The organism is Sinobaca sp. H24, assembly GCF_023845525.1.
In genome coordinates, this window is the sequence record NZ_JALBWT010000011.1 from 100913 (window position 1) to 113705 (window position 12793).

At 44.3% G+C, this 12793-nt stretch carries 15 protein-coding genes and 1 tRNA gene; 3 read left to right on the forward strand and 13 right to left on the reverse strand.

Annotation, left to right across the window (positions count from 1 at the left end):
* Positions 1-22: 22 nt before the first annotated feature.
* The 3 genes from ytkD to MMY81_RS15585 all read right to left on the reverse strand — a co-directional run bounded on the left by ytkD (position 23) and on the right by MMY81_RS15585 (position 2249).
* The gene (gene ytkD, locus MMY81_RS15575; protein WP_252313648.1) at positions 23-496 is read right to left on the reverse strand and encodes an RNA deprotection pyrophosphohydrolase; all 474 of its coding nucleotides are present in this window, start codon (positions 494-496) and stop codon (positions 23-25) included.
* A gap of 43 nt (positions 497-539) precedes the next feature.
* Positions 540-1016, reverse strand: coding sequence for a YwpF family protein (locus MMY81_RS15580; protein WP_252313602.1), 477 nt, complete (start codon positions 1014-1016; stop codon positions 540-542).
* Positions 1017-1085: 69 nt separating this feature from the next.
* On the reverse strand, positions 1086-2249 hold the full coding sequence (locus MMY81_RS15585) for a MalY/PatB family protein (protein ID WP_252313603.1): 1164 nt from the start codon (positions 2247-2249) through the stop codon (positions 1086-1088).
* 403 nt (positions 2250-2652) lie between these two features.
* Here MMY81_RS15585 and MMY81_RS15590 point away from each other — a divergent pair, with 403 nt between their 5' ends.
* Entirely contained in the window at positions 2653-3015 is a 363-nt protein-coding gene (locus MMY81_RS15590) for a YhjD family protein (RefSeq protein ID WP_252313604.1), read from the forward strand.
* 24 nt (positions 3016-3039) lie between these two features.
* Here MMY81_RS15590 and MMY81_RS15595 read toward each other — a convergent pair whose 3' ends face one another.
* The 5 genes from MMY81_RS15595 to yugI form a co-directional block, all read right to left on the reverse strand.
* Positions 3040-3231, reverse strand: a complete 192-nt coding sequence (locus tag MMY81_RS15595) for a hypothetical protein (protein WP_252313605.1) — start codon at positions 3229-3231, stop codon at positions 3040-3042.
* Positions 3232-3405: 174 nt separating this feature from the next.
* A tRNA-Ala gene (locus MMY81_RS15600) sits at positions 3406-3481 on the reverse strand.
* 52 nt (positions 3482-3533) lie between these two features.
* A complete protein-coding gene (locus tag MMY81_RS15605; RefSeq protein WP_252313606.1) occupies positions 3534-3695 on the reverse strand; it encodes a hypothetical protein in 162 nt (53 codons plus the stop codon).
* A 63-nt stretch (positions 3696-3758) separates the two neighbouring features.
* Positions 3759-5111: a glucose-6-phosphate isomerase gene (locus tag MMY81_RS15610; protein WP_252313607.1), complete on the reverse strand. Its 1353-nt coding sequence runs from the start codon at positions 5109-5111 to the stop codon at positions 3759-3761.
* Positions 5112-5268: 157 nt separating this feature from the next.
* Positions 5269-5712: a S1 domain-containing post-transcriptional regulator GSP13 gene (gene yugI, locus MMY81_RS15615; RefSeq protein ID WP_120194397.1), complete on the reverse strand. Its 444-nt coding sequence runs from the start codon at positions 5710-5712 to the stop codon at positions 5269-5271.
* Between the two features lie 206 nt (positions 5713-5918).
* Here yugI and MMY81_RS15620 point away from each other — a divergent pair, with 206 nt between their 5' ends.
* A complete protein-coding gene (locus MMY81_RS15620; protein WP_252313608.1) occupies positions 5919-7265 on the forward strand; it encodes a sodium-dependent transporter in 1347 nt (448 codons plus the stop codon).
* 42 nt (positions 7266-7307) lie between these two features.
* Here the strand turns inward: MMY81_RS15620 and MMY81_RS15625 are convergent, their stop codons facing one another.
* Positions 7308-8495: an aminotransferase gene (locus tag MMY81_RS15625; RefSeq protein WP_252313609.1), complete on the reverse strand. Its 1188-nt coding sequence runs from the start codon at positions 8493-8495 to the stop codon at positions 7308-7310.
* Positions 8495-8992 carry an Lrp/AsnC family transcriptional regulator gene (locus tag MMY81_RS15630; RefSeq protein ID WP_120194400.1) on the reverse strand — a complete coding sequence of 166 codons (498 nt, stop codon included), beginning with the start codon at positions 8990-8992 and terminating at the stop codon, positions 8495-8497. Before MMY81_RS15630 ends, MMY81_RS15625 begins: the two co-directional genes overlap by 1 nt.
* Before the next feature lie 159 nt (positions 8993-9151).
* On the opposite strand from MMY81_RS15630, the gene MMY81_RS15635 reads away from it, so the two are divergent.
* Positions 9152-9742, forward strand: a complete 591-nt coding sequence (locus MMY81_RS15635) for a cysteine hydrolase family protein (RefSeq protein WP_252313610.1) — start codon at positions 9152-9154, stop codon at positions 9740-9742.
* A 62-nt stretch (positions 9743-9804) separates the two neighbouring features.
* Here MMY81_RS15635 and MMY81_RS15640 read toward each other — a convergent pair whose 3' ends face one another.
* From MMY81_RS15640 to MMY81_RS15650, 3 genes are all read right to left on the reverse strand, one after another.
* Entirely contained in the window at positions 9805-10275 is a 471-nt protein-coding gene (locus MMY81_RS15640) for an S-ribosylhomocysteine lyase (RefSeq protein WP_252313611.1), read from the reverse strand.
* A 109-nt stretch (positions 10276-10384) separates the two neighbouring features.
* The gene (locus tag MMY81_RS15645; RefSeq protein WP_252313612.1) at positions 10385-11467 is read right to left on the reverse strand and encodes a DctP family TRAP transporter solute-binding subunit; all 1083 of its coding nucleotides are present in this window, start codon (positions 11465-11467) and stop codon (positions 10385-10387) included.
* A gap of 48 nt (positions 11468-11515) precedes the next feature.
* Positions 11516-12781 carry a TRAP transporter large permease gene (locus MMY81_RS15650; protein ID WP_252313613.1) on the reverse strand — a complete coding sequence of 422 codons (1266 nt, stop codon included), beginning with the start codon at positions 12779-12781 and terminating at the stop codon, positions 11516-11518.
* Between the last annotated feature and the right edge of the window lie 12 nt (positions 12782-12793).

Below are 12793 nucleotides of genomic sequence, written 5' to 3' on the forward strand. Positions count from 1 at the left end.
GCCGGCAGCCGGCAGTGCTTTTTCATGTCCAATTTCTTTGTTTAAGCTCAGTAAGGCAGTAAGGAATAACGTCATCTCTCATTAAAAAACTAAAGGTCGCCTTATTTTTTAAATCTGCCGGAAGCTCCCTGCAGAGAACCGGTCCAAGGGTTTCCATATAATCCTCTTTCGGGATGAGTTCTTCTACCCGGGCAAAATATACATTTTTATAAATAACCTCTGCTTTTCCTGTTACTTTATACTGTCCAAGCCATTCGACGGAAGCTAGAACGGCTCCTGTTTCCTCCCAGACTTCCCGCACCGCTGCGTCGTCCGGAAGTTCGCCGGCTTCCACTTTCCCGCCCGGAAATTCCAGTCCGCGCCTTGAATGCCTGGTAAGCAGCCACTTCTCTTTATACCGGCAGATTACCAGCACATGTCGCGGATCCGAAATAAAACCATGATCGTTAAATGTCAGCTGTACTTCATTTTTATAGTAATCCTGGAACGTAAAAATGTTCATGAAAAGCTCCTTTAGCTCGTGTTCCTGCCGGCCTGTTTTAGTTTGTACTGCCGAATGATTCAAAAATACGCTGGGCCATTTTTGCTGACCGTATTCTGGAATTTTTTTTGCGCACCTGAAATTCTTCAATCATTTCCGATCCCGTATATCCTTCTTTAGCAAGATCTTCTAAAATCATCTGCGAGACATCTTCCTGGCCGCCTGCCATCTTTGCCTTAATCAACAGGCTGATGCCTTCGCTTAAATCAGACTGGTCCATTACTGTTCCTGTCATGATCGCCGGTTCGTTTCGGGGGTCGGTAATGATAACTTCTATAACAAGTGGATTTTCCTGATCTCTGGAATGAATAAACCAGGTCTCCTGATCCCGGTCGACTACTGCATTAATAAGCCAGCTCCCGTCTTTTTCTTCCCGGTTGATAATTAATCCTTCTTTTAAAGGAATCGGAAGGTGGACAATCTCTCCATCTTTCTGCTCCAGGCATTGAAAGGACACAAGCCGAAACGTCTTCATTAAGGTTTCCCCCCGCTGTCATTCTATGTAAAAGAGGCCGAAGCCGGCCTCTTTCTGATGCCCGTTATCTTAAAGAGCCTGATACGCTTTATATAGACGCTGGAGACCTTCTTCTACGTTGGCACGGGGGCAGGCTACATTAATACGGATAAAACCTGCTCCCTCTGTTCCAAAAATGTGGCCGTCACTTACCGCCAGCCTGCCTTCCTCACGCAGCCAGTTCTGCTGCTCCGTGGCAGAAAGACCGAGGGCTCTCATATCAATCCAGATTAAATAGGTGCCCTGCGGCTTGATCACATGAAGATCCGGCATATTGCTTTCCACATAGTCTTTAACGTATTCCACGTTCCCACGAAGGTATACAAGCAGCTCTTCCAGCCATTCTTCGCCTTCACGGTAGGCCGCTTCTGCTGCAGCCGTTGCAAACGGGTTGTTAATTTCTACAAATTCGTCTGCCAGATGTTTTTCATAGGCTTTTCTGGAGTCTACCTGGTCAAATACAACATATGATAAAGATAAAGCAGCCAGATTAAAGGTTTTGCTTGGCGCCATGCACGTCATTGTTTCCACTCCATGCTCTTTTGCTATGGTGGAAAAAGGAGTGTGCGTGCCTTCCAGAATCAAATCTGCGTGTATTTCATCCGACACGACAAACACGCCATATTGTTTACAAAGAGCAGCTACTCCCTGTAGTTCTTCTTTTTCCCAGACACGTCCGATCGGATTGTGCGGGCTGCAAAGCAGAAGCATTTTCGCTCCCTGCTTCATCTGTTCTTCGAGGTTTTCCAGATCGAACGTAAACCCTTCGTCTGTTTCTTTTAAAGGATTTTTCATCATTTTACGTTCATTATTATCAATAAGCGCGTAGAACGGGTAGTAAACCGGCGGCTGAATAATCACGCCGTCGCCTTTTTCTGTAAAGGTCTGAATTAAATGACTAATGGCAGGAACGACTCCCGGCGTAAAAGCAAGCTGCTCCTTTTCTACTTTCCAGTTAAAGCGCTTTTCAATCCACGCGAGTGTTGCTTCCTGCAGACTTTCAGGCCTGCGGTGATAACCAAACACACCGTGATCTACAATTTTCTGCATTTCATCGAGCACATGCCTAGGTGCCTGAAAATCCATATCGGCTACCCACATTGGCCATAAATCACTTGATCCGTAACGTTCTGCTGTAAAGTCCCATTTCATTGAGTTCGTTTTCTTTCGATCAATTACATTTTCAAAAACCATGTCCTGCAGGCCTCCCAATAGCTGTTGTTTTCATATTCTCCATATATCTTTCTTTAGTTTGCCTCTTTTATGCTTATTTTTCAAGAGGAAGGGGTCGTATCTTCTCCTTCTGGCTTTTGTCTTTTCTTATCTGGTACAGAATTAAAAATCGGGAAAGAATTGCCCCCTTCCCTTACAACGAAGCTGAGATAGCTGAACATCAGTTTTTAAGATAGCATTTATTCTATTTCCCAATACTTTTACCCGCTTTTCTAATGTTTGTATAAGCCGCTTTCTTTGATCTTCCAATATCCCCTTGAAGCTGGTTTACTATCCTGCCCGAAAAAACAATAGGAATAAATACGTTTAAAAGAACACACGTTCGTGTATACTAATAATAAGAGAACAAGGGAGGCGATTCATCATGAATGAAGACTGCCAGGGGTTAATCGACAATTATATTTATTCTATTTTTCTTTTAAAAGCATTACAGCGCGATTGCAGACAGCTGAATAAACAATTGGCACTCGGGCTCCACTACCAGCTGTATTTCAAAGAATTAATGGAAGACCTGAACCATCATATTGAAAACCTTGAACAGGAGATGAAACAAAAGCAGCTCCGTGTTATTTTTCCTTCTACTTATAAAACAGAAGTTCTGCTGTTTCACGTGGAGATTAATGGACACTGGCAGGAGCTGTCGATCCCTTCGAGCGATACGAAACGAATAACCGGTAAATACTTTATCAGCAGAGCCCGCCGGAAAGCCGGCCTTTCAGCTGTATAACAAGCACAGGACAGGAGAGTTCTCCTATCCTGTGCTTTTCTGCTTCTTCATTTCTTTGGTTACTTCATTTTTGAACCCTTCAAACTGGCCTGCCATCTGCATCGTCCGCTTAATTAGTCTCATTTCCGCCGTAATAGCATGCGTCGGTTTATCCATAAGCTCCAGCAGCATCTGCTCATCCACCAAATAAAGATAACGATTAATCGCATATTTCATCTGTAAAGCCCCCCTCCAGCTTTCTAAATGTGGTTACCGGGTCTTTTGTCTTTGCTACAAAGCTAACGAAATGAAAGAGAAAACGGGTCACAAAAAATGCTGCTTTTCGATGAAAAAATAAAAAAACAGCAATGGGCTGAGTGTATCTCAAACCATTGCTGTTAATATTATGTATGGTGGAGCATAGCGGGCTCGAACCGCTGACCTCTTGGCTGCCAGCCAAGCGCTCTCCCAGCTGAGCTAATGCCCCATACTTGGAACGACAAGTTTTATTATAAGTTGATTTACACCGCATGTCAACGTTAAAAAATTAATTCCAGCACAATCCATCCCAATGCCGCTGCAATGCCGGTAATGAAGGATTGATAAATACTTTCTTTGCGAAATGATCTTTCGCGTACCAGATCAAGAATCATCCATCCAATAAAGATGGCAATACCGAATATAACTGCTTCAATAAACATAAGCCCCGCCTTTTAATAGGAACATCCGCCCTCTGATTAGAGAACGGATGCTCTGCTTTATTTTTATTTTAATCGTTTTTCAAGTTCTGCTTTCCGGTCCTCAAACCCGGGCTTGCCGAGAAGAGCAAACATGTTCTGCTTGTAAGCTTCCACTCCGGGCTGGTCAAACGGATTCACACCCATCAGGTAACCGCTCATTGCGCATGCTTTTTCAAAGAAATATACAAGATAACCGAAATAGTATTCGTTCATTTCAGGTATTTCAACAATGAGGTTTGGCACCTGCCCATCGGTGTGGGCTAACAGAGTTCCCTGAAACGCTTTTTTATTTACATAATCAATCGACTCTCCGGCCAGATAGTTCAATCCATCCAAATCATCTTTGTCTTCTTTAATCAGGATGTCTTCGCCGGTATAATTTACATGCAGCACTGTTTCAAATAAATTGCGTCTGCCTTCCTGCACGTACTGTCCCATCGAATGAAGATCTGTTGAGAAATCAACGGCAGCCGGGAAAAGGCCTTTATTGTCTTTGCCCTCGCTCTCACCGAACAGCTGCTTCCACCATTCGCTGACAAAGTGCAGGCGCGGCTCGTAGTTCACAAGAAGTTCCGTTACATATCCTTTGGCGTAAAATGCCTGACGGATAACTGCATACTGGTAGGCATCGTTATCTGAGAGGCTTTCACTGCCCAGCTCATTTCTTGCATCCCGGGCGCCCTGCATCATTTGTTCAATATCAAGCCCTGCTGCTGCTATGGGAAGAAGGCCTACTGCTGTGAGAACAGAATAGCGTCCTCCTACGTCATCCGGGACAACAAAGGTTTCATATCCCTGGCCGTCAGCAGATGTCTTAAGCGCCCCTTTGCTTTTGTCTGTAGTTGCGAATATACGCTTTGCTGCTTCTTCCTGGCCATATTTGTTTTCCAGCCATTCTTTAAACACCCGAAACGCAATAGCCGGCTCTGTCGTTGTTCCTGATTTGGAAATAACATTTACGGATACATCTTTGCCTTCGATAATCTGCAGAAGATCGCGGAGATATGTCTGGCTCATCTGGTGTCCGGCAAAATATACTTCCGGCCCTGTCCGGTCTTCCCCGGACTGCTGGTTGCGGAAGCTGTGGGAAAGGCTTTCGAGTGCCGCTTTCGCTCCAAGGTAGGAACCGCCGATACCAATAACAATGAGTACGTCCGAATGACTGCGGATCCGCTCCGCCGCCTGCTGGATTCTTGCAAATTCTTCCTGATCGTAATCTTCCGGCAGATCAACCCATCCTAAGTATTCACTTCCGACACCGGTTTTTTCATGAATCTGTTTATGGACAGTGGAAACCGCAGCCTGTGCCTGCTCCAGTTCTTCTTCTTTAAAAAAACCAAGCGCATTGCTGTAATCCAAACGAATATGATTTGACATGTTTCATCGTACTCCTTCCATTTATATCCTCTATTCCAATGTAAAGAAGGAATGGAGGCAAAGCAAGATTTTTTTACAGGATCATGCTGTTAATAGGAAAATGATTGGTTTGGCGTATAAAAAAAGCAGCTGTCCGTTAATGAACAGCTGCTGCTTTCTACTTGCGGATTCTTTTGTTAAGATCTGCCTGGATTTCGTTGGACTGCTTCAACCAGTCTTTAAGCTTGTCTTCAAGTGTGTTAAAACCCTGTGCTTTCTGCTGGACTGGAGCACTCTTGGAAGCGCCTGCGTATCCTGCACCGCGGCCGCTGCTTCCGAAATCTTTTCTTTCTTTTCTTTCAGGTTTCTCTGGGGCTTCCTGAGTATCACGGATAGATAGAGAAATTTTCCCGGAAGATTCTTCAATAGACTTAATTTTAACTTTTACCTCATCACCGACAGAAAGTACGTCATTTATATCTTTCACATACCCATGCGCTACTTCAGAGATATGAACCAAACCTTGTTTTTTTGTGTCAAGGGCAACAAAAGCTCCGAAAGGTTTAATCCCGGTTACCTTTCCTTCAACAGTGCTACCAACTTCATACTGCTCTACCGTCATGCAAACATCTCCTATAACTATTTATTAACTTAATAATTATACCATATTTCCTGCTTTTCTGCAATTTGAAGTCTGACTATTTTTCTCCTGTACTTTGCTTTCTTTTCTATAGAGCGCTTGACAAAAGAACGAAAATTCAGCTACTCTTTAACACTGTGTATAAAACAGAACTAACCATTTTCTATAGGAGAAAGCAGGTATATAAAGTGAAACAGGCACGAGAACAATGGACATCCAAAATTGGATTTATTCTGGCAGCAGCCGGATCTGCTGTGGGGCTTGGCGCCGTCTGGCGGCTGCCGTATGTAGCAGGAGTAAATGGCGGAGGGGCCTTTTTTCTAATTTTTCTCTTGTTTACGCTTCTGCTTGGCAGTTCCCTGCTGCTTGCAGAGTTTATTATTGGAAGAAAGACGCAGAAAGATCCTATTTCCGCTTTTAAAGAACTCGCTCCAAACTCCTCCTGGTATATGATTGGGGTACTGGGGGTTGTGTCGTGCTGTTTGATTCTTTCTTTTTACGCCGTTGTCGGCGGCTGGATCGTTACATATTTATTCCGGAGCATCTTCGGAAGCCTGACCGGCCGCTCCAGCGGAGAATACAGCGAGCTGTTTGCTTCAATTATCTCTAATCCGTGGGAAGTAGGCGCCGCTCATCTCGTATTTATTATTATTACTATTCTTGTTGTACAAAAAGGCATCCAAAAAGGGATTGAACGGGCGAGTACGATTATGATGCCGCTGCTGTTCATTATATTTTTGCTGCTTGTTGTCCGTGCTGTGACGCTTGATGGCGCAGCGGAAGGCATCTCCTTTTTCTTATCGCCTGACTTCAGCCAGGTTACCGGAGAAACGGTATTATTTGCTTTAGGACAGGCTTTCTTTTCGTTAAGTCTCGGTGTTTCTATCATGATCACCTACAGCTCCTACCTGTCGAAACAGGACAGCCTGATTCATTCTGCCGGCTCCGTCGTCGGCCTTAGTATTCTAATTGCCTTTCTTGCCGGACTGGCTATTTTCCCAGGCGTATTTGCTTTCGGGCTCCAACCGGATGAAGGACCAAGTCTCATTTTCACCGTACTCCCTGCCGTTTTCAGCGAGATTGCTTTTGGCGGGCTGTTTTTAAGCCTTTTTTTAATGCTTTTATTATTCGCAACGCTGACTTCTGCTTTTTCCCTATTGGAAATTGTAGTAACAACCGCGGCTAAAAACAATAAACAGCGCCGGAAGAAAGCGGCCTGGATCGCCGGCCTTGCTGTTTTCCTGCTTGGCATTCCTTCCAATCTTTCTTTTGGGGTGCTCGCGGACTGGAATGTTTTCGGGGATACGTTTTTTAATCAAATCGATTTTCTGGTCAGCAATATCCTGCTTCCCCTCGGCGCGCTTCTCATTTCTATTTTTGTGCCTTTAAAGATGAAGAAGCCCGTATTAAAACATGAACTGCTGACAGGCACCAGCCTGCATCCGCGTTATTTTGAAGTCTGGTACTTTCTTATAAAGTATGTCACGCCTGCTGCTATTGTTATAGCAATGCTTGACTTGCTTGGTTTTCTGTAGCAGCAAAAAGCGGGCCCCGTTGATGAGCGGGGTCCGCTTTTTTTACTGCGCAGCTTTTCGTTTGGATAAAAATCGCTCTATCCGGCTTACTGCCGTTTTTAAAGAATCCATGGAAGTTGCATAAGAACATCGGACATAACCTTCTCCGCCTTCTCCAAACACACTCCCCGGAACGACAGCTACCTGCTCTTCTTTTAACAGCTGCTCCGCAAATTCTTCTGAATTTAATCCTGTATTCTGGATGGAAGGAAACAGGTAAAAAGCGCCGCCCGGTACATGGCAGTCCAGTCCGATCTCTTTGAAAGCTTCAATCATATAGTTGCGGCGCTGCCGGTAGCTGATGACCATCCGCTTCACATCATCCTGTCCGTCACGCAGTGCTTCCAGCGCTCCGAACTGCGCCAGCGTGGAGGCACACATCATCGTATATTGATGAATCTTAAGCATTGCCGCAGAAATATCTTCCGGTGCGCAGACATAGCCTACTCTCCACCCTGTCATAGCAAACGCTTTGGAGAAGCCGGATATTAAAATGGTGCGGTCTTTCATGCCTTCAATTTTAGGAAAACTACAGTGTTTCGTATCATAACTTAGCTCTGCGTAGATTTCATCAGAAATCACCATTAAATCATGTTCCTTAATAACCGCCGAAAGCTCCAGCAGCTCCGATTCTTCCAGGATCGTTCCGGTTGGGTTATTCGGAAAACAGACAATCACAGCTTTTGTTTTAGGTGTAATCGCCTCTTTTAATTCAGCAGGCGTTAGTTTAAATCCATTTTCTTTTTTTGTCTGCACGGGCACTGGTATTCCCCCTGCAAGAGACACAATCGGAGCATAGGAAACAAAGCTCGGTTCGACCACAATCACTTCTTCTCCAGGATCAACAATCGCACGGACGGCAATATCAATTGCTTCGCTTGCCCCAACGGTAACGACAATTTCGGATTCCGGATCGTACGGCGTATCAAAACGTTCTTCCAGATAGCGGGTAATTTCTTTTCTAAGTTCCAGCATCCCTGCGTTCGCTGTATATGCCGTATACCCGCGTTCCATCGAAAGAATGCTGGCTTCTCTTACATTCCAGGGCGTAACAAAATCAGGCTCGCCCACTCCTAATGAAATAACATCTTCCATTGTAGAGGCCATATCAAAAAAACGGCGGATGCCTGACGGTTTAATGTGCTGCACTGTCTGTGATAAACGCTGTTTTCGTCCCGTAGTGGATTCCATTATGGAGACACCACGATTCTTTTATCGCCTTCTCGTTTCTCTCCAAACACGACACCATCATGCTTATATGTTTTCAGCTGAAAGTGAGTAGTCGTTGAAATAACCGAATCAAGCGCCGATAATTTTTCCGATACAAACCTCGCAATTTCTGTCATTCTGCCGGCTTCAATCGTGACTGATAAATCATAGGCACCTGACATTAAGTAAAGAGCCTTCACCTCAGGAAAGCGGTGAATGCGTTCTGCTACTTCATCAAAACCTACACCTCTCTGCGGTGTTACCTTCACATCAATCATTGCAGTTACCCCTTCGTACCGGCGCACCTGGCTCCAGTCAATAACCGTAGAATAATTAAGGATAATATTTTCATCTTCTAGTTTTTGAATAATCTGCTCTACTTCATCTATAGTCATTTCTGTCATTTTTGCGATCGTTTCTATATCCAGTCTTGCATTTCCCTCAAGCAAATGAAGAATTTCCAACTCTTTGTGATCCATCCTGCACACTCCTCCCAGAACTGTTCTTGCTGTCTATTGTCTTATATTTATCCCCTATCATATCATATTTACAGAATATCCTGGAGTGAAAAAAGATTAAACTTCAACAGATCCGGGGAATAAGGGAATATCTCTTATTAAAAGAAAGGAGCATGTTTGATGAGCAGCGACGCACCACACATTCACAAAAAGTCCAACACGGCTTTGTTAGTTATAGATATGATAAACGATCTCGAGTTTCCAGGAGGGGAGGATCTGCTTCCCTATGCTTCAAAAGCAGCCGACCGTATTAATGACCTGAAGGATCGTGCAAATGAGCAGGGCATTCCCGTGATTTATGTAAATGACAACTACGGCAGATGGCAGAGTGATTTCAAGGAAATTTATGAATCCTGTGCAGATGAAAGCAAACGGGGAAGCGATGTCACAAAGAAAATGAAACCGCTGGATGAAGACTATTTTGTACTCAAACCTCAATTTTCTGCTTTTTACGCCACGCCGCTTGAACTGCTTTTGAATCATCTGGAAACAAAAAACCTTATATTGACCGGTGTATCCGGCGATAAATGTATTCACTTCTCTGCAAACGACGCTTATATGAGAGCCTACAATTTATATATTCCATCTGACTGTATGGCCTCGGACGAAGAGGAGAATAATAAACTGACACTCGAATTAATGGAAAATGTAAATGGAGCTGACACCACGCCTTCCACTGAGCTTTCGCTCGAAGAAATAAACCGCAGGTAAAAAAACTAACAGCTCTATTGAAAAAGAGTCTTACGCGGCAGCTGCCGCGTAAGACTCTTTTATTAAAATACCTGTTCTAATTCTTTTTTATCCTGATCGAGCCAATACTTCATCCATTTCTTAGCGCCTTCCAGGTCGTGAAGCTTTGCCTGTCCGCACTGCAGTTCTGTAGCAGCCGGTACTTCTTCAATAGGAAGAGCCGCGTGCATTGTTTTTTCCAGAATATCAATAAGCTCAGAAACCTGAGGCTCTCCGTTCATAATGAGGTAAAAGCCTGTCTGGCACCCCATTGGAGAAAGATCAATCACTTCAAAGTGGTCGTACTCTTCTGCAAAATCGCGGATATTCAGCGCAAGCAGGTGCTCAAGCGTATGAATCACCGGCGGCTGCAGGTTATCCTTGTTCGGCTGGCAGAAGCGTATATCAAATTTATTTACAACACCATCTGTGCCCACCTTTTGTACTCCTGCCTGGCGGACGTACGGTGCTTTTACTTTAGTATGGTCTAATTCAAAGCTTTCTACTCTTGCCACAATAACACTCCTCTTCTATCTAGTCTTATTCAACATCATACAATGAATAAAGTTAGATGACAAACATACCGCCATGTAAAAAGCCGAAGCGGAATCACCGCTTCGGCTGTTATAGATTATTGGGATGTTTCTCCACTTTCCACTTCTTCGATTTCTCCTTCAAGCTTTTCCAGAATAGCCGCTGCGTCTTCTCCGCTGTTTCAGCAAAGAAGTCACGCTGCGGTACAGCAAGCTCGCGGAAAGCGTCACGCTGCTCTTCTGTTAACTCTGTTACTTCCGTCGGCGTATCCGTATTCTCTTCAATATCTGTTAACAATTCTTCGTTAAGGCGCTCCTGAAGCGCATAGCTTTCATCGCGCATTTCGTCAACGGTTTCATCGATCATGCCCTGAATATCTTCAGGAAGGTCGTTGTAGAAATCAGGATTGACTGTGGTCATCGCTACATATGTGTTGTGGTTGGAAATAGTCATATAATCCTGTACTTCATGATAGGAGGAATCCTGGATAAAGAAGATAGGATTTTCCTGGCCGTCTACTGTTCCCTGCTGTAAAGCTCCATAAAGGTCCCCTGCGCTCATTACTGTTGGATCAGCACCGTAGGCTTCGTACGAGCGCTGGTTCAATGGAGAGTCCTGCGTCCTCATGCGGAATCCTTCAAAATCTTCCGGCTCCGTCAATTCTCTGCTTCCCGTCCACTGCGTAGCGCCTTCTGTCCAGAAGCTGAGGGGAAGAATACCACTTTCCTCATACAATGCAGCCAGGTCTTCATTTAATGCTTCACTTTCATTTAAAAGCTGATGCGTAACTTCCTGATCGTCCGGGAGCAGGAACTGAAGCGAGAAAATCTGTCCCTCTTCTACCATTGTTCCCGTAAAACCGGGAGAAACGATGGCAAATTCTACAGCTCCGTTCTGCAGCTGCTCCACCTGATCGACTTCACTTCCCAATCCGCCAAACTCAAATACGTCCATATTAATACGTCCGTCTGATTTTTCATTCAAACGATTCGCAAACTCTTCTGCGTATTCATATTGAACCTGTCCTTCATTTTCTTCCGTTACAAAACGCCAATCATATGTTTCTTCTCCATCGCCGCCGGCTTCTTCATCACCGCCACCGCCGCACGCCGATAATACGAGCGCTGACACCATTGCTGAACCTGCCAGCCATCCATACTTTCTTTTTCTCATTATGTTGTCCCCCTTAAGTATAATAAATACTATATATTCACTCCCGCTCTAGAGCAGGAAAAGTGAAAGTGGTTCAAAGATAATAACAATAATGCCAATGAGTACCATCATTACAATAAATGGAGGAGTTCCCCGTATCGTATCCATGTAGGATCGGTTAAATACGGCGCTTGCCGTAAATATATCAACTCCAAACGGCGGAGTGGCTGATCCGAGTGCTGCCTGGAAAGTGATAACAATCCCGAGATGAACCGGATCGACGCCTGCCTGCATCGCAGCAGGGTAGAAAATAGGAGTTAAAATAAGAATTACGACAATTGGATCCACAAACATACACCCAATAAAAAAGAAAATAGATACAATTAAAAGAACATATATCGGTCCCGGATCTCCCGAAAGAAAAGTATCGGTAATGAGCTGCGGAATTCTTGCAAACTGAATCGCCCAGGCAAATGCCTGACCGCCCGCTACGAGAATAAACACAGCAGAAGTAACCAGGCCGGTTGATAAAGCCACTTTTGGTATTTCCATAATTTTAATAGAACGGTAGATAACCACTTCCAGCAAAAGAGCGTACAATACAGAAATAGCCGCCGCTTCTGTCGGCGTAAATAATCCTGTGTAAATTCCGCCTATAATAATTACCGGAAAAAATAAAGGTAAAATCGCTCTGTATGTAACAATGCCGCGTTGTTTCCAGCCTATTTTTTCTGCCAGCGGAATGTTATTAATTTTCGCATGAACATAGCCGTAAAGAGCAAAACATAAAAGAACAAGAATACCCGGGCCAATACCTGCAATAAATAAATCACCTACGGAAGTGCCTGAAGTTAAGGCATAAATGATCATCGCGATACTCGGCGGTATAATAAGCGCCACGTCGCTAGCGTTAATAATAAAAGCAATTGCGGTTGAATCTTTATACCCTATTTTCAGAAGCCTTTCCCTCATCGGCCTTCCAATAGCAACAACCGTCGCCTGGGTGGATCCTGAAATCGAGCCGAATACAGCACACGCCGCTGCTGTTGTTATCGCATAGCCTCCGCGCAGGTGCCCGACAAAAGCGCCGATAAAATCAAGAAGCCGGTTTGATGTGCGTCCCTTTGACATAATGTCAGCCGCAAAGATGAATAATGGAACAGCCAGCAGGGCATAGTTTGAAATACCTTCCAGCATCTGCTGAACCATAAAAAATGGTTCTACGTTTGGAAAGAAAAATATGACGACTACCAGTGGAGCAAGAATAAGCGGAATCATCATTGGAAAGCCCAGCATAAGGAATACAAACATTATTCCAACAAGTGTTAAGATCATTTGTGTGTCCCC